The 19117-nt window shown below is 44.2% G+C and carries 9 protein-coding genes and 2 pseudogenes; 5 read left to right on the top strand and 6 right to left on the bottom strand.

Annotated features, from left to right (window positions below; translation table 11 throughout):
• Positions 1-144 precede the first annotated feature (144 nt).
• Positions 145-1149: a sugar-binding transcriptional regulator gene (locus AB6E51_RS18945; protein ID WP_017064428.1), complete on the bottom strand. Its 1005-nt coding sequence runs from the start codon at positions 1147-1149 to the stop codon at positions 145-147.
• Positions 1150-1608: 459 nt separating this feature from the next.
• Here AB6E51_RS18945 and tal point away from each other — a divergent pair, with 459 nt between their 5' ends.
• Together tal and tkt are read left to right on the top strand one after the other, a co-directional pair.
• Positions 1609-2559, top strand: a complete 951-nt coding sequence (tal, locus tag AB6E51_RS18950; protein WP_009845571.1) for a transaldolase — start codon at positions 1609-1611, stop codon at positions 2557-2559.
• A gap of 87 nt (positions 2560-2646) precedes the next feature.
• Positions 2647-4653 (top strand): transketolase, encoded by a 2007-nt coding sequence (gene tkt, locus AB6E51_RS18955; RefSeq protein ID WP_137001017.1) that lies wholly within the window; start codon positions 2647-2649, stop codon positions 4651-4653.
• Between the two features lie 108 nt (positions 4654-4761).
• Here tkt and AB6E51_RS18960 read toward each other — a convergent pair whose 3' ends face one another.
• Together AB6E51_RS18960 and AB6E51_RS18965 are read right to left on the bottom strand one after the other, a co-directional pair.
• Positions 4762-6324, bottom strand: coding sequence for a PAS domain-containing methyl-accepting chemotaxis protein (locus tag AB6E51_RS18960; protein ID WP_102428997.1), 1563 nt, complete (start codon positions 6322-6324; stop codon positions 4762-4764).
• 165 nt (positions 6325-6489) lie between these two features.
• Positions 6490-6894, bottom strand: a pseudogene (locus AB6E51_RS18965) (Lrp/AsnC family transcriptional regulator); the annotation flags it as partial.
• Positions 6895-7303: 409 nt separating this feature from the next.
• Here AB6E51_RS18965 and AB6E51_RS18970 point away from each other — a divergent pair.
• Together AB6E51_RS18970 and AB6E51_RS18975 are read left to right on the top strand one after the other, a co-directional pair.
• Positions 7304-7630: a hypothetical protein gene (locus AB6E51_RS18970; RefSeq protein WP_102428996.1), complete on the top strand. Its 327-nt coding sequence runs from the start codon at positions 7304-7306 to the stop codon at positions 7628-7630.
• A 47-nt stretch (positions 7631-7677) separates the two neighbouring features.
• Positions 7678-10432: pseudogene (locus tag AB6E51_RS18975) on the top strand (immune inhibitor A domain-containing protein).
• 213 nt (positions 10433-10645) lie between these two features.
• Here AB6E51_RS18975 and AB6E51_RS18980 read toward each other — a convergent pair.
• Positions 10646-11821, bottom strand: coding sequence for an MFS transporter (locus AB6E51_RS18980; protein WP_017064421.1), 1176 nt, complete (start codon positions 11819-11821; stop codon positions 10646-10648).
• A 227-nt stretch (positions 11822-12048) separates the two neighbouring features.
• Here AB6E51_RS18980 and AB6E51_RS18985 point away from each other — a divergent pair, with 227 nt between their 5' ends.
• Complete coding sequence (locus tag AB6E51_RS18985) at positions 12049-12939, top strand: LysR family transcriptional regulator (protein WP_017061891.1); 891 nt, start codon at positions 12049-12051, stop codon at positions 12937-12939.
• 94 nt (positions 12940-13033) lie between these two features.
• Here AB6E51_RS18985 and AB6E51_RS18990 read toward each other — a convergent pair whose 3' ends face one another.
• Both AB6E51_RS18990 and AB6E51_RS18995 read right to left on the bottom strand, forming a co-directional pair.
• Positions 13034-17929 (bottom strand): ATP-binding protein, encoded by a 4896-nt coding sequence (locus AB6E51_RS18990; protein ID WP_372058137.1) that lies wholly within the window; start codon positions 17927-17929, stop codon positions 13034-13036.
• A 70-nt stretch (positions 17930-17999) separates the two neighbouring features.
• The gene (locus AB6E51_RS18995) at positions 18000-19025 is read right to left on the bottom strand and encodes an HD-GYP domain-containing protein (RefSeq protein ID WP_029235511.1); all 1026 of its coding nucleotides are present in this window, start codon (positions 19023-19025) and stop codon (positions 18000-18002) included.
• Between the last annotated feature and the right edge of the window lie 92 nt (positions 19026-19117).

Genomic DNA, 19117 nt, shown 5'->3' on the forward strand with positions numbered 1-19117 from the left:
TAAAGAGTGATAATTCTTTCAACCGCTGAACAAATTCACTATTCGAGTCATGTCTAATAGTTATCCCCCTTATTGCACTGGTTTCATTAGGGGGATTTTCCATGATTACTCAAATAGTGAATTCAACGAAGCACAAATATCTTACTATTCACTGCCGTATGGTTTATTCACGCTAAGTTGTTCGTCCAAGTTAAGTACCGTCAAAGCATTACTTACGCTGGTCGCTATCACATCGACCACACCGGTTCTTAGTGCGCCTAATAGAGCTAATGGCTTACTGTTCTCCGCTGCAATGGCAATGACTTCCGCTATTGGGCGAAATTCTTCCAAGGCCAAACCAATCACACGGTCACTCATTACTGTGTTTGCTGTTTTACCGTGAACATCGAAAAAGTCATAACCCGCAAAGTCACCGACGACACCTTGTAATAAACGAGATTGAACGACCTCACCTGCGGTAAACCAGCCTAAGTCGACCATATAGCTGTTTTCGCTCATATCACCGATACCGACCAAAGCGACATCGGCTTTTCGAGCGAGATCGAGGGTCTGCTTAACGGTGCTGTTTTCCATGAATGCGGTTTTTTGCGCTTTATTCTCGGCATAAGCGGGCGCGTATAAGGTTTCAGAAGATCCACCGTACTTTTTGGCTAACTGCCTGCATATATGGTCGGCATTAAACATACCGCCTCTTGGGTGAATACCGCCGATACCACACACGAATTTGCAGTCTCGTGGCGTAATGACGCCAGTGTGATGAGCAACAGACGATACGTTTCGCCCTTGTCCTACTGTCACTACCATGCCGTTTTTCAGTGTACTGGTAAGGTAGTTAGACACTAAACCAGCAACCTGTAATCGCTGCTTCTCTTCATTTGGTTGGTCTAGTGCCACAAGCGCACGCTTTACACCAAATCGTTCGATCAAACGTTGCTCGATCTTCGCACTAAAGACGGGGTGATATTTCACGGTGATCTCAACAATGCCCTCATCTCGGGCTTGCTTGAGCATTCGACCAACCTTTGCACGGGAGATAGAGTACTTTTTGGAGATCTCTTCTTGTGTCGCACCATCCTGATAATAAGCAACAGCCACTTCAGTGAGGAGATCAGTGTTTTCTTCGGAAACATCTTGGATATTCTTACTCATATACCACGCAACCTATATTTAACAATTATTTTACCTACTTTGAGAACAAATGTTCGATGCATCAGCAAGTGATACACAAGTTTACACCGTGAACATATGTAACAACAAGGAACATTTGTTCACGATGATGACCTTGGTTTTATTGTTGATTAATCCACCTCATTCTGCCCATTAAACGTTTGCTTGCATAGCCCATGATTACTAGAGCGAAATATATTTGACTGAAGTCACCATACAGTACTATTTACCGTTGACTTTGGGGCTAGATCGGATAAATATGGCTACATCATTTACTCATCGAGCGATCAAATGTTCTGTGCAAATGTTCGTTCGGAGAAAAATTTAAATTAATGTAAGTTTGGCTCACTGGTACAACCATTGAGAACTTCATTAGTTAGCTTGCAAATGCCCACACCTCTCCCATTAATGAGGTGTTATGCGATACATAGGATGATCAAAATGAGCAATAAATTAGAGCAACTTCGTAAACTAACAACTGTTGTAGCTGACACTGGCGATATCGAAGCTATCAGCAAGTACACTCCTGAAGATGCAACAACTAACCCATCTCTAATTCTTAAAGCTGCTCAAATTGCTGAGTACGCTCCTCTAATCGATGCTTCTATCGAATACGCAAAAGCGCAAAGCGGTGATAAAGCACAGCAAGTTCAAGATACTTGCGACATGCTTAACGTGAACATCGGTAAAGAAATCCTAAAAGTTGTACCTGGCCGTATATCTACTGAAGTAGATGCTCGTCTTTCTTACGACATGGAAGGCAGCGTTGCTAAAGCTCGTCAACTTATCAAAATGTACAACGACGCTGGTATCACTAACGACCGCATCCTTATCAAACTGGCTTCTACTTGGGAGGGCATCCGTGCTGCTGAAATCCTAGAGAAAGAAGGCATCAACTGTAACCTAACGCTTCTATTCTCTTTCGCTCAAGCTCGTGCTTGTGCTGAAGCTGGCGTATTCCTAATCTCTCCTTTCGTAGGTCGCATCATGGACTGGTACAAAGCGAAAGAAGGTCGTGATTTCGAAGCTTCAGAAGATCCAGGTGTAATCTCTGTTTCTGATATCTACAACTACTACAAAGACCACGGCTACAAAACTGTTGTTATGGGCGCAAGCTTCCGTAACATCGGCGAGATCCTTGAACTTGCTGGTTGTGACCGTCTAACTATCGCTCCGCAACTTCTAGCAGACCTAGAAGCAGCAGAAGGCGAAGTAGTAGAGAAGCTTATCGACTCTAACGGTACTAAAGAGCGTCCAGCAGCGATGACTCACGCTGAGTTCCTATGGGACCACAACCAAGATGCAATGGCTGTTGAGAAACTGGCTGAAGGCATCCGCAACTTCGCCGTTGACCAAGGCAAACTAGAAGACATGATCGCAGCTAAGCTGTAATCACTCTTACCAAATTCAAATAGGGGAACGTTCAGTTCCCCTACTTTTATCAATTTTGTTTTTCTTAATTTTTATTCGGAAGTTCTTATGAATCAATCTCCTCAAAACAGAAAGCATCTAGCTAACGCTATTCGTGCTCTAAGCATGGACGGCGTACAACAAGCAAACTCTGGTCACCCAGGCGCGCCTATGGGTATGGCAGACATCGCTGAAGTACTTTGGCGCTCTCACCTAAACCATAACCCAGCAAACCCAGAGTGGGCTGACCGCGACCGTTTTATCCTGTCTAACGGCCACGGCTCAATGCTGATTTACTCTCTGCTTCACCTAGCAGGTTACGAGCTTTCAATTGAAGATCTTAAAAACTTCCGTCAACTGCATTCTAAGACTCCAGGTCACCCAGAGTACGGCTACGCACCAGGCATCGAAACAACGACTGGTCCTCTAGGTCAAGGCATTACTAACGCTGTTGGTATGGCTATGGCAGAGAAAGCGCTAGCAGCACAGTTCAACAAAGAAGGCCACGACATCGTAGACCACTACACTTATGCATTCATGGGTGATGGCTGTCTGATGGAAGGTATCTCTCACGAAGCATGTTCTCTAGCAGGTACGCTTGGTCTTGGTAAGTTGGTTGCTTTCTGGGATGATAATGGTATCTCTATCGATGGTGAAGTTGAAGGTTGGTTCTCTGACGATACACCTAAGCGTTTCGAAGCTTACGGCTGGCACGTAATCCCAGCGGTAGATGGTCACGATTCTGACGCTATCAACGCAGCGATTGAAGCGGCTAAAGCAGACCCTCGCCCTACTCTAATCTGTACTAAAACAGTGATTGGCTTTGGTTCTCCAAACAAAGCAGGTACGCACGACTGTCACGGTGCTCCACTAGGCGCTGAAGAAATTGCAGCAACACGTAAAGAATTAGGTTGGGAGCACGGTCCTTTTGAAATTCCGTCGGAAGTTTACTCAGAGTGGGATGCGAAAGAAGCAGGCGCAGCTAAGGAAGCAGCGTGGAACGAGAAACTTGCAGCTTATGAAGCAGCATACCCTGAGCTGGCAGCTGAATTCAAACGCCGCGTAAACGGTGACCTACCAGCTGAGTGGGAAGAGAAAGCATCGGCAATCATCGCTGATCTTCAAGCTAACCCAGCAAACATCGCATCACGTAAAGCATCTCAAAATGCTCTAGAAGCGTTCGGTGCTATGCTACCTGAATTCATGGGCGGCTCGGCTGACCTTGCGCCTTCTAACCTGACTATGTGGTCTGGTTCTAAGTCTCTTGAAGCAAACGACTTCTCTGGTAACTACATCCATTACGGTGTACGTGAATTCGGTATGACGGCTATCATGAACGGTATCGCTCTGCACGGTGGTTTCGTACCATACGGCGCAACGTTCCTAATGTTCATGGAATACGCGCGTAACGCTATGCGTATGGCTGCTCTGATGAAAACTCAGAACATCCAAGTTTACACGCATGACTCTATCGGCTTAGGCGAAGATGGTCCTACTCACCAACCGGTTGAACAGATCGCTTCTCTACGTCTAACTCCAAACATGAGCACATGGCGTCCATGTGACCAAGTTGAGTCTGCTGTTGCTTGGAAACTAGCAATCGAGCGTAAAGATGGTCCTTCTGCACTTATCTTCTCTCGTCAAAACCTTGCACAACAAGATCGTGACGCTGAGCAAGTAGCAAACATCGCTAAGGGTGGTTACATCCTGAAAGATTGTGAAGGCAAGCCAGAGCTTATCCTTATCGCAACGGGTTCTGAAGTTGAGCTAGCGGTTAACGCTGCTGCTGAGCTAACGGCTGAAGGTAAGAAAGTACGCGTAGTTTCTATGCCTGCTACTGATGCGTTCGACAAACAAGACGCGCAGTACCGTGAGTCTGTACTTCCATCTGACGTAACGGCACGTATCGCTGTAGAAGCTGGCATCGCTGACTTCTGGTACAAGTACGTTGGTTTCGGTGGCAAGATCATCGGTATGACAACGTTTGGCGAATCTGCACCTGCAGGTGAGCTATTCAAGATGTTCGGTTTCACTACTGAAAACGTAGTAAACACAGCGAAAGAGCTTCTAGCTTAATCTTGAATACATTGTCTCGCCCTTCAATGGGTTGATGCATACAGAAAGCCCCGCATGAAAATGCGGGGCTTTTTTTGTCTTTTCTCTCATTCGGATTAAATCTAACGGCTATTTTTCTTCGAAACGCTTTGCCAGTTGGTAGAACTCATTGACTCGTTCTTTTAGCTCTGTGGAGTGGTCTTTCACAGAATGCGTTGCCACTAAGTTTTGTTCTGCGGTCGAGGCGATAGACTGCATATGCAGATTGACTTCACTCGACAGCTCACGTTGCTTATGAGCAGAACTTTCAACAGACTGCATGAGTTCATTCATGGATTGCATTAGGTTTTCGACTTCCGACAAGCGCTCTGCACTCACCTTCGCAACATCACCACATGCGTCCGTTTGCTTACGGTTCGCCAGAATATCTTTTTGCCACCCTTCAATCGTCGTTAGCATGGTATCGATGCTCTCTTTGATCTGAACCGTAGCCTTTGAGGTTCGACCCGACAATGCACGGACTTCGTCGGCAACAACGGCAAAGCCTCGTCCTTGCTCGCCCGCTCTCGCCGCTTCAATCGCAGCGTTCAGGGCCAACAAGTTGGTTTGTTCGGCGATTCCACCAATCTCTTCCATTATCTTGCTTACGCTCTGCGCTTGATCGCTCAGTTGGTAAGTCGTTTGAGTCGCCTTTTCAGCCTGAGAAGCTAGGCTCTCTAAGTTTTGATGAGTTTGATTAATGCTTTCTTTAGCGCCAGCACAGGTTTGCAAAGTCACATCAACAATCTGGTGCGCTTCTTCTGTGCGAGAAGAGACCTCATTGGCGGTGACTTCAACCTCTTCAGTCGCCTCTCGTACTTGAAGAATGTCTTTTGTTTGTTGATCTAAGGCTTCTGATACTTCAAATGACGTCGCATTTAGGTTGTCAGCCAAATCTTGTAACGGCTTGGCTGAGTCTGTCATGCGACCTAATACGGTGTGGATTCTTGCAGACAATAGTTTTAAGTGAAAATCGGCAATAGAGAACTGACTATTACCTGAATAAACAAGACGACTAACACTATCGAATTTAGATTGCAGCTTTTTCAACTGCAGTGGAGTATCAATCAGCTCTTGTCGGAAAAGCAGTGCTAATGCTGAAACAGGAAGTAGGCTCAACAACCATTGTGATACTTGCCCTACTTCAATGAGATTTGAAATTAACGGCGCAGCCAAAGAGCCTAGCAACACGGCGTAACGAACACTGTCACTGATCTTTAATGACCATTGGCGACCCGACTTTTCAGCCTTCAAGAGGCCTTGGTAAGCCTTATCTGCAACTTGTATCCATTCATTCTTTGGCTTAACACGAACAGATTGGTAGCCACTCACCTTACCATTGTCGTAAATTGGAGTTACATAAGCATCGACCCAGTAAAACCGACCAGATTTGGTTTTGTTTTTTACGATGCCACGCCAAGCTTTACCTTGCTTTAGGTTAACCCACATATCAGCAAAAGCGGCTTTCGGCATATCGTTATGCCTTACGATATTGTGGTGTTGCCCTAGCAATTCTTGTTGGCTGTATTCCGCTATGCGACAAAAAGCATCATTACTGTACGTAATCACGCCTTTTAAATCAGTGGTAGAGACAAGTTGTTCGTTTTCGCTTAGAAGCGTTTCACGAGATTGAGTAGATGAGCTGACAGTCATTATATTAACTTAGGTTAATTATTATTTTAGGCGAGGAATATATACAATTATTAAAGTTATGACAAAATGTGAACGTCACATTTTGTGTAAATGCCTGCTATTTATACAAATATTAGCTAAGTACCTCACAAAGCTAATAACTTCACTATCTTCTCATGCCAACAGTCACGACTCATCTAAGTTTACGGCAGTGGTAAATTTCACGGTTCTCATTGAGACAGAGGTATGGAATTTACGAATATTCAGATCTTTGCGTAGTACTCGCTCCACAAAGTCTTCGTAGGCTTGAATGTCTTTGACCGTCACAATCAGCATGAAATCAAAGCTGCCTGATATCTGATAGCACTGCGTGACCTCTTCTGCCTTTGAAATAGAATGGCGAAAGATTTGGTAAATATCCCCTCGATCACGCTCCATTTCCACGGACACAACCAAAGTCATCTTACTGCCGGTCAGTTCTGGATTAATGATGGACACACCACCGACAATCACGCCCTCTTCTCTCAGCCGTTTCACTCGCTTTAAGCAAGCAGGCGGTGACAACCCGACCAGCTCTGCTATTGTTAAATTTCACGTCATTGAAACACTGAAAGTTACTCTCAATACCCTAATTATTGATATTTTGAGTAAAAATAATTTGAGCATGGGTATTTACTAATGACTCAGTTATTACATGCGTATTTTAAAACACCGATAATAAAAAATTATCTTATTAGTTAGAACCCAACGCCTTGTATAAAGCGCCCTCCAGAATAATAACCACGACCTAATCAATGTTATTAAACATCCAAACTATCAACTATTCATTCAACAAAACCCATTAAATAACTGACAATAGAATAAATAACACTCCTTATTTTATATTAACTCTAAATGTTGAAACCGGAACGAATAATTAATTGTAATAATTATCCATTTGATTGGTAAAATTTATAAATATATTTTGTTACATAATCAAAACTGATGGCTTGATATAATAATGTCACACAAAACAATGGCTTTAATGGTTCTAATTTTTTCCTCACTGTCACAGGCTTCCACTATTGAGAACGACGAACTATTGCTGAAATCATTGATAAAACAAGGTGTTATCTGTTCAGGCTTAACCTATGAGGAAAATCAAGAAGCTTTGCGTATCTATCTCAACGCTAAAAAAGTGAAGAGCACTCCGTTTGATTCAAAAAATAGAAAAGAGACAACCAATACAAAAGAGATAGAAGATAAAAAAAATACAACAAACACACGTCAGTTAAATAAGACACCACAAGAGTGTATTAGGCCAAACTCGGACAACAGATCCGAATAAGGCAAGTTGATACTGATATCGACATGGAAATATAAAAAGGAAATATAATGAAAATGATGAGAAGAACATTGTTGGCTTCAGCAATGCTTACTCTATTTAGCGTCAGTGGTTATGCAAAAACACCTATTGATTTAGGCGTAGTTAATGAAGACAAACTCATTGAAATGCTAGTTAGACAAGGCTTAGTCGACCAAGATGCAACCGATGTGGCAAAGCAGGATGCGCTTGACCGTTACTTGAAAAATAAAATCAATTCCGGTTTCAAAGGCGATGCTCAATTCGGAAAAAAAGCACTTGAGCAACGCGCAAAAATACTCAAAGCCATAGAAAAAGGGTCTGGCGTTAAAAAAGCGAGTGTCTTTGCTTTAGAAGTCGGCACCAAGCGCACCGATAAAGTACTCGCTCTATTGGTCGATTTCCCTGATTTGAACTGGGATGACAACAAGTTGACCGAAGAGCACACGCAGATGCTCTACGAGAGCTACAACCCTGAACATTATCAAGAGTTGTTGTTTTCAAATTCTGGCTACACAGGGCCAAATGGCGAAAACCTAATCTCGATGCGCCAATATTACCAAAGCGAATCAGGCGACAGTTACAGCGTTTCAGGTCAAGCGGCAGGTTGGTATCGCGCCTCTAAGCCTGCGTCATTCTATGGTGGCATCCCCTACCACCGACAACGACCTAAACGCCCAAGAACTGGTTCGTGAAGCGCTGAATCAACTGGCTCAAGATCCGAGTATCAACCTTGCCGATTACGACATCGAAGATCGTTACGATTACGACGGTGACGGAAATTTCCGCGAACCCGATGGTGTGATTGATCACCTGATGGTGTTTCATGCATCGGTAGGCGAAGAAGCCGGTGGTGGCGTGTTAGGCCCTGATGCGATTTGGTCTCACCGATTCAACCTTGGTCGCACTCATGTACTGGAAGGTACTTCTAGCTCGCTTCCAGATCGATTTGGTGGCCAATACGCGGCGTTCGATTACACCATTCAACCGATTGATGCGGCTGCAGGTGTTTGTGCCCACGAATATGGTCATGATTTAGGCTTACCAGACGAGTACGACACGCAATACACAGGCAAAGGCGAACCGGTTTCTTACTGGTCAATCATGTCTTCGGGCAGTTGGGCTGGTCAAATTGGTGGTACACAACCAACGGCATTCAGCTCTTGGGCAAAACACTTCCTACAGAAATCGATTGGCGGTCGTTGGGTTAACGATGATCAGATCTCGATTGATGACCTAGAAGACAACCCACAAGTGTATACACTGTTCCAAACGACGGATAACAGCCGTCCGAATATGATTAAAGTGGATCTTCCTGAGAAGCAGATTGAAAGCCTGAAACCCTTTGAGGGCGAGTATTCATTCCACTCTCAAAAAGGCGATGATCTGAAAAACAGTATGACTCGCAAGTTGATGATCCCAGCGGGTGATTCTGCACTGCTGTCTTTCAAAACTTGGTATGAGATTGAAAAAGACTACGACTTTGCTCGCGTGCTAATCAACGGACAAGCCATTGCAGGCAACATTACCTCAATGGACGACCCATACAACACGGGCCTCGTTCCTGCTATTGGCGGCGAATCTGGCGGATGGGTTAACGCTGAGTTCGACGTTTCACAATGGGCAGGACAAGAAGTTGAACTTTCATTTGAGTACATCACCGATGGCGGCTTAGCAATGGAAGGCTTCTATTTAGATAACCTTGCTGTGGTTGTCGATGGTGAAGTGACCTCAATAGATGATGCTGAGAGCAACTCCACCTTCTCCCTTAATGGTTACAAGCTGAGTAATGGATTCCATCAAGCGCAGCACTACTATCTATTGCAGTGGCGCAGCCACATGGATGTTGATGAAGGCCTAGCGAACATCAAACGCATGGGACAACTGATGTCATTCGACCCAGGATTGATCATTTGGTACGTCGACGAATCACTCACCGACAACTGGGTAGGTAAACACCCTGGTGAAGGTTGGTTAGGCGTGGTCGATGCAGACCAAAATGCCATGGTGTGGGCAAACTCTGGTGAAGTGGCTCAAACACGCTACCAAGTTCGAGACGCTGCGTTTTCACTCAAAGATCATACTCCAATGCGCCTTGTAAACAGCGATAATGATGTACTCGAAGATACCAGTTTGGTTGGCAATGCTAGCTTCTCGGATGACCAAGATTACACATCGCCTCAAGCACCAGATTCAGGACGCATCCTGACGGAGTTTGGTTTAGCGGTCGATATTGTGAATCAGAGTGACAACAACGAATACGGCGTGGTTCGCTTATCTAAAGTAAGCCAACACAACGTCGCTCCTACTGCGAACTTCGAGCTGAATGTGACTGGCCTGAATGTTTCTGTAAACAACTTCAGCTCAGACCAAGACGGTGAGATCACCCATTACCTGTGGGACTTTGGGAACGGCACAACAAGTAACGAAGTGGCACCAACTTGGTCTTACGAGCAAGCGGGCGAATACACGGTGAACTTGACTGTTGTCGACGACAAAGGCGCTACCGCTTCATTTAGCTCCGTAGTGAGTGTTGAATCTCCAAACGCCCTTCCAGAAGCGAGCGCGAAGTACATTCACTTGGGCCGCTGGGTAACCATGTGGTCTACAAGTTCAGACAGCGATGGTCGTATTGTTGATACCGAGTGGACACTTCCAAACGGAAAGGTGAAACGAGGTCGCACATTCACGTCAATCTTCCCTTCATACGGAAAGCACGAGGTGACACTGAAGATAATCGATGACCAAGGTGGGATTACCACTAAGACAATTTTGATCGACCTGTAAATCATCGCTGGCTCTGTCATGCGTATTTACAACACAAGCTTAAGTACTGTTGTCACAGGATATAAGCCACGACAGCAGTTTTAAGAAAACGTTATTATTTAAGCCGTAAGCAAAGGCCCTATCGATTTGGTAGGGCTTTTTATTGGTCGCAGTTCGAGATACTAGGGTTTTAATCACAGTAACAAATTTACTGAACCACCATTCGATGAGCCATTACACAGGCTGCTTTTGAATACGCGATTTACGAGCACTGAATGCGAACAGCAAGATAACAGCTAACACGAATGGTAATACGTAGATATTGAGGTTCTGCCACCCTGCTGTCGATTCTAGCCAGCCAGAGAGCATGGCGGTAATCGTCACACAGCCAAAGACAATAAATTCATTAAACGCTTGTGCCTTAGCTTTATTCTGCGATTGGTAGGACTGACTAAACAAACCTGTTGCCGCGATAAACATAAAGTTCCAACCGACACCAAGCACAACTAGAGCCGCTCTGAAGTGCCAGATAGATTCGCCATGAATGTTAATCGCGATACAGACAACGAACAGCACCCCACCCGCTAAGATCATCATTCTTGAGCCAAACTTCTCGATAAGTGAACCAGTAAAGAATGCAGGAACAAACATCCCCAATACGTGCCACTCAATGACGCCCGCTGCTTTGGTAAAGTCAAAGCCACAACCAATCATTGCCAATGGCGTTGCTGTCATCAGGATATTCATCACCGCATAAGCGACCATGGCAGCAAACACTGCGCCAATAAAGTTAGGCGCTTTTACTATCACACTGAGAGGATCGGATTTAGGTGCCTGACTATTAAAAGAGACTTTTGGAAACTGAATTGTTTGTAAGATGAGTAACGCAAGAATGTTCAATCCAATCAAAGAAGCAAAAGCACCAATGTACAAGCCATCTTGCGACCACTGTTGCGACATAATCGCCAAATTTGGCCCTAATACCGCGGCTAAAACGCCACCAGCCATCGAGATAGAGATCGCTCGATGACGTGCATTTTCATCACACACCTCGATTGCAGCAAAACGATAAAGCGTGCCAAAACCTATGCCTATCCCAAGTAAGAACGTAGCGAAACAAAACAGATAGAAATTTTGCTGAGACAGTGCGTAGGTGGCAAGACTAGCTCCTGTAATGCCAACCACATTACCAATGCTAAATCCTCGCTTTCTCCCTAACTTGCCTGAAATTAAAGATGCTGGAATAGTGGCTGCCATTAGACCCAAAAACTGCAGTGCAACCGGCAAGGTGATCATGCTGACACTGGGTGCAATCTGCTTACCGATCAAACCAATCACAGAGATCAGTAATATGTTACCCGTCATCAACAAGGCCTGACACAGTGAGAGCAGCCAAACATTTCTATTCATCTTCGTTCCTAAATATGAGCACAGTTGGTCAATAGACCAAAAATTCAACAAAGTCGCAACACTTTGTTACTCATAGCAACTCTACAAAGCGACCAATAGACCAATATAAAGTGCTACCACCACATGACTTTGATTAGCGTTACTTAAGACGCTAGAGTTGAAATTATCATTACTTAAGATAATAATAATTTTCTGTTATTTATAGGCTTTAGTATTTGAAGGTGAGTATGATTAATCCACTTTGGCTCAATACGTTTAAGACTCTGGTTGAAGTTGGCCATTTCACCCAAACGGCAGAAAAGTTGTATATGACACAACCTGGAGTCAGCCAACACATCAAGAAGCTTGAACAAGCTTGTAATTGTGACCTGCTATCTCGAGAAAACAAGAGCTTCGAACTGACCGAACAGGGTCGGATTATGTATCGCTATGCGATCAAACTAGAGAAAGACCAAGAAGATCTTTTTGAGTCTCTGAGTTTTGATAACCCTTATGCTGGGCAATGTCACTTGTCTTGCTCTGGCTCACTCTCTTTGCGTCTGTATCCCAAGCTTCTTGAACTTCAACAGCAACACCAAGAGCTCAGCATTAACTTAGAAGCCGCTCCAAACAAAAAGATATTGAATGACCTAAGCGAAGGCACTACCGATATCGGCATTGTTAGGCATTCCCCGAACGACAGCTACTACCAAAGCCAAGTCATCGGCAAAGAAGCACTGTGTCTTATTGTTCACCACAGCCTTGCTGATTTAGAGATAACGCCGCAAGTATTGAATGACATTGGCCTGATTGCCCACCCAGATTCTGCACACTATCTGTCTTTGTATTTCGACCTTTGCGGAGATAAAGACTTAGCGAACATCAACGTTAATGAGATACCAAGATCTGGCTACATCAATCAGCTTCACCAGATCTTGCTACCCGTATCAAAAGGATTAGGTTTTACCGTGTTACCGGCTGGCGCGGTTGAACACTTCCCAGATAGAGACAAGCTACACGTTGTGCCGCCAAAGGTAGAAGTAGAGGAAACGCTGTATCTGGTTCAAAAACGAAACCGAAAACTGCCGCACCGATACGATACGGTTGTTGAGCTAATCAAACAGAACGTGAGTCGTTAGTTCGGTATAGATAGATTTAAAGCCTTTAGCTAGCTCGGTATTTCGCTATAAGAGCTAAAGGCTTTAATGTTGAAGTGATATTTATAAAAGACAACTACTCAGAAGCGCCAAGCCCCTCTTTTGCTCGTTCAAAGTCATAATTATCTAACGCACTTCGAACATCTTTGAGAACAACAGAATGTGGATACTGTGCCAGTAACTCAGTCACATATTGAGTTGCATCGTTATCATACGCATCCAGCAGTGATAGCAACTGAGCATGCTGTTCTGACGTGATGCTCGGTGAGTCAGAGGTATCAGCAAGACTCACATCGGCTTCTTCAGTACTTGTCGTATTGAATCCCCCAACACCAGACACATCAAAGCTGATCTCAACTGCTTTAATCAGTTCGATTAACCCAAGTTCGCCTTGCTTAAGATCTGCTTCATCACACGCCTTGTTATGCGCTTTGCTTTCTAAATCACTGAGTAACTCTGCCAATCGCAATCCACCAATCGAAGCTGCCATGCTTTTTAAGGTATGTAGATTACGCTCTAACGTCTCCCAGTCGCCTTGTACTAAGTTATCAAAAGCATCCGACATAATGTCTGGCGATCCTTGGCAGAACCTATCAAGCATTTTGGCTTGCAGCTTCACATCATGATAAGTCAGTTGCTCAAACCTCGACTGAGAGAAAACAGGCGGCTCAATTTGGGGATCGGAGTGCAATTCCGCACTCTCACCAGAATCACCTGTCTGGATCGCATCTGAAGAGGTGTCTGATGGCGCTCGACCTTCAACTAAGACCTCAGGAACAATGTATCGAGTAATCAAAGACATCGCTTTATCAATAACAATAGGCTTATCCAAGAAGTCCGTGATGCCCGACGCCCTCGCTCGTTGTTTCGCATCATCAAAAACATTGGCTGACATTGCAATAATCGGTACATCTATATCGAATTCACGAATCAAACGGGTAGCTTCAAAGCCGTCCATAATCGGCATTTGAAGATCCATGAAGATTATTTCGTAGTCGTTGTTTTTAGCTAACTCCAGCGCTTCCTTTCCGTTTTCAGCAAGATCGGCATTTAATTTAGAGCGACTGAAAAATGCTAAGGCGAGATCTTGGTTCAGCTCATTGTCTTCAACCAATAACACTCTTTGCCCTTTGAACTCTATCTGATAATCCAGTTGCAACTCTTGAGCTTTGAAGTCGGCTAACGCATCCGAGCTTGAGCGTGGCAATGTCAGTACAAAGGAGAACTCACTGCCTTGCCCGTAAACACTCTCTACCGTAATTTGACTGCCCATCGCATGAACTAATTTCTGGCTAATGTTGAGCCCAAGCCCTGTACCGCCAAACCGACGTGTCGTTGTGGTATCCGCTTGGCTAAAGGCTTCAAACAGCTTGTGACGGTTCTCATCCGAAATGCCTATCCCGGTATCCATCACACTCACTCTCATGGTTAGGCTGCTGTCGTTCGAGTCAACATGCTCCACCGTTAATACTACGCTGCCTTGTTCCGTAAACTTAATCGCGTTGCCCACAAGGTTGAGTATGACTTGGAACAACCTCAATGGATCGCCTTGTAGTGGCGTGTCTAACTCTGGGTCGATGACCATCGACAAATTGAGTTGTTTCTCAGCTGCTTTCGACTCCATTAGTTCAATCACATCTTTAAAGGTCGTTACGGGATCAAACGGGACGTTATCAATAACAAGTTGTCCAGCTTCTATCTTTGAGAAATCAAGGATGTCATTGATGATACCGAGTAACGAATGGCCAGAACGGTGCACTTTCTCAATGTAATTTCGAGCGACAGGATTAGATATTTCGCCAATAGCCAGATAAGACAAGCCAATAATGGCGTTCATTGGGGTTCTTATCTCATGGCTCATATTGGCTAAGAATTCCGATTTAGCTTGGCTCGCCAAATCGGCTCTCTGTTTTTCTTCTTCCAATTGCTCGTTTAGGCGCTTCATTTCTGAAATATCGAATGCCCAAAATAGTGTGGCGACTTCACCATCAATCTCAAAAAGATAGTAACTGACCAAAGCAACAAATCGGGTTCCATCAGACTTTCTGAGTACTAACTCCCTATTTTCAACTTTACCGTTAAGGTCGAGCTCTTCATGCACGCCATCACGAACGCTCAGCGAGTCATGGATAGCGGCAACGTCGATAGAAGACAACGCCTGATCTTCCACGCCAAACAAACGTTTTGCCGTATCGTTCGCGTAACGAACCTCTTCTTCAAATACCACACTAGCTGCAATTGGAGAGCTATTTAGCATGTTGTAGAGTTGGTTCTGCGCCTTTTCCAGAGCTTCGGTCGCTTCCTTAGCAATACTGATCTGCTTCGCTAATTTACGATTCCAGAAAATAATAAGAAGAAGGATCACCAGAGAAAAAACCGAAATAGTGTAAACCAATTGATAATCAACTCTTTCTATCGCTTTGGGCGCCGCCCACTTCGCCGATATCTTTTGATGTTCTTCAGCAGAAATACTCTCAATCGCCTTATTCACAATCGAATAAAGCAAAGGTTCAGATTTGATGACATGCAGAGTTGGCGACAGGAAGAAGTCTAACCGGCCGATGATACCAACCCCTCGATGACCAAATGAATCAATGAGGTAATTGAGGACATCAACAGTGTCGACCATGCCGTCTAAGGTTTTATCATCCAATCGGTTGAGCCCATCGGCCGTGGATTCTACCTCTACCCACTCAACGTTCGGGTACTTATCTAAAATCGCGTTAGTATTTGCCGCATTCTTCAATATACCGATTTTCCAACCATTAGCTTCTTCAAGTACCAAGCTACTAACGTCTCTTCTCGATGCAATGGCCAAACGACTTGAAAACAAGCTTTTAGCTGCTTTGACGTTATCTCCTAACGAACGATTCTCTTGAGCTGCTGAGACCAGTTCCACTTCATGATGATCAACCAAGCTTCGGGTCTCAGACCAATTCGCCACATCAACATGCTGAATACTTAGCCCTGTTTTTTGTTCAATCAGCGTTAGATAATCATCAATCATCCCGATGTATTCACCGGTATTGGATACCGCTTCATAAGGTAACGAATTCGGATCGATACCTATACGTACATCCGGATTATCTTTAATCCACGCACTCTCTTTTTGGCTTAGATTTAGGATCTCTCCAGTCAAGTTACTCGCTTGATAAACATCCGTAATATAGCGTTTCGCCGCATCTCCGAATGAACTAAATTGTTCGACAGATGGAAAATAAACATGGTTCCGTACTAACGAATTAACATCAAAGTAGAAAGTCATCGAACCAGAGTTGATACTCCCTCCCTTGGTCCTATAATTCGCCACCTTGGTGACTGATGAAAAGTGAGAGGTATTTTTCTTCTCTCCATATTGATCAACTAGGTTGCCTATGTACCAAGATTTGATCGGGCGACTATTGTTATCCGCTTGTGCGGTGATCACCTGAAAAGAACTGTCCGTGTCGAAAATTTCAAACACGTCCGTCAACTCTTCAAAGCGGTCGTTGACGATAAAATACGCAGATATTTGCGCGATAATATTCGCTTTTTTAAGGACTAGGCTTAAATCACTCTGAACCTGCATCTCGATAATTTGGTTTAAGCCGTCATCCTCCTGTTTAAGCCTTTTAATTGCGGCATTGAAGCTATCTCTGATTTCTTCACTCTTAAAGTCCACATAGATCGGATACTCAACTTTATACTCGTCATGTAGCGTTAGCTCTGCCATTTCAATAAAACGAGTATTGGTGATAAACCACTCTAGCACTCTTCGTTCAACCATTAGCAGGTCAACATTTTGAGCCCTCAACTGCGAGAATGCTGACTCAAGATCTTCGTAATCTTCAACACGATCAATGTCTAACTTACTCTTCAGAACTTCAACAGAGTTTTTAATTGAGGATGTTTCGTCGAACAATAACGCCCCTAATGATAGGTCTTTTTGGGATTGAAGTTGGAGTTTGCGGCGAGTTAGTGAAACAGGAACAAACTCAATATTAAGAACGTTATCACTTAAAAAGTGCGCATTAGGATCATCAAACTGAACACCAGAAACAAAGGCTATAGAATTATTGTTATCGATGGCTTTTTTAGCGGCGCTAGGTGGAAGTGTGACAACGTCACCTAGTTTATATCCCATGTCATTCAGTGCACGCTGAAGAATGTCGTGCTCTAGCCCGACTGCGGTGCTGTCTGGGTAAATATACGGAGGGTTACCAAAGCCAAACACGCCTTTTAGCGGCACTCGATAGGGGGAACTGTCTAGCCACTTCGATAAAATCTGGTTCTTGTTATCAACGTCGAAGGTTTCAATCTGTTTGTTGATTAGCGTCAGCAGTTCTGGTTCATCGGTTCGAATCACCATTGATGCTTCAAACCTTTTCCAATGCTCCAGAACATAATTTACCGCTAAATCATGAACGCCAATCTTTTCCGCAAGATCCATAGTGGTGATAGGTTCACCGACCATGCCTTCGACATCCCCGGCCCCTAACGCACGTACTGCATCAATAACGTTATCAAAATCCACTCGCTCAATAGAACTCAATTTGACACCAGCTCGCTCCAAATCGATATTTTCATTAACCATCGCAATACGGCGTTTATTATTTTGATCTAGGTTTCCATCGAGTTTGTTGTCGATGGGAACAATCACTGCGACCTGATAAGGAATATAGGGAGCACTCGCAAGAAAACGGCCACCTTCACTTGGGTCGAACTGTTGGAATGGAAATACATCGCCTCGCCCGTCGACTAACGCGGCTTTAGCCTCGACACGCGAGTTAACTGTGACAAACCGAACATGAACACCAAAACGCTGTTCAAGATCTAATGTCCAATCTTTGATGATCCCAGAAACCTGCCCATCATCATCGATGAATGAGTAAGGATAATGGTTGGCCAAGACAACAAAAGTTACCGTTGGTTGGTTTCCCAACCACTGATTTAACTCAGTATCTGTTACCTCAGCAGCATTCGTAGATCGCATTAGCAGCGACCACACTACAAGTGTAATGACCAGAAAAACAACCAAACGATTTAGCGACAACATCAAGCCATCACTCATCTCTAAATTTCTCTTTAATTGCTAGAATCTCAGGTAACTTCAGAAAAAACACATCAACGATAGTTGGATCAAAATGTTTGCCTTTCTGTTCTTCAAACAAGTTCAGCGCCTCATCAATACTCCAAGCTTTTTTATAAGGGCGCTCTGCGGTCAGGGCATCAAACACATCAGCAACAGCCGCAATTCTTCCAACCAATGGGATACCTTCACCAGCTATCTGGTTTGGATAACCACTGCCATCCCATTTTTCGTGATGATATTGCGCCACCTGAATAGCCATACGCATCAGTTTGGAATCACTCTGCCTACCAAGTATATCAACACCATATTCGACATGCTTTTGCATAATTGTCCACTCGTCGGCGTCCAATTTACCCGGCTTGAGTAATACGCTATCAGGAATACCGATCTTGCCAATATCATGCATTGGTGCTGCATCACGCAACGTCTCGGCATCTTCGTCAGTCATTCCCAAGGCTTTAGCTAGCACTTCACAGTAGTGACTCATACGCTTAACGTGCATGCCTGTTTCATTGTCTTTAAATTCAGCAGCTCTACCCAGTATGTTCAGTGTTTCTAGCTTACCGAGATTGATCTCTTGAGTTTTCTCTTTTACCTGACTAAACAACGCGCGTTGTTGGTCATAAAGTGCGATATGCGTTTTCACACGCTGGAGTGCAATTGCAGGGGTTATCGGCTTGGTTAGGTAATCGACAGCCCCCAAGGAGAGTCCTTTTACTTCGGCTTCTGGACCAATTGTGGCGGTCACGAAAATGATAGGAATGTGAGCCGTATTCGGCTGAGCTTTAAGTTGGCGGCACACCTCGTAACCATCGATGTCAGGCATCATGATATCAAGGAGGATAAGGTCTGGCTGCGGCACCATCTTCGCGATCTTGATACCAATTGTGCCGTTAATCGCTACTTTCACTTGATAAGTATCTTTGAGTATTGCCGTTAACACATCCAAGTTACTTGGGGTGTCATCCACGACTAACACTATAGGTTTCCGACTCATTGATACCTCGTATACAAATCAAACAGTTATAACCCTAGTGTAGAACGGTTTCCAGAGGTTAAGTAGAAAAAAAAGCAATTGATTTTCAAAAA

Origin of the sequence: Vibrio sp. 10N.247.311.47, assembly GCF_041467535.1 — a bacterium.
Taxonomy (GTDB): Bacteria; Pseudomonadota; Gammaproteobacteria; order Enterobacterales; family Vibrionaceae; genus Vibrio; species Vibrio crassostreae_C.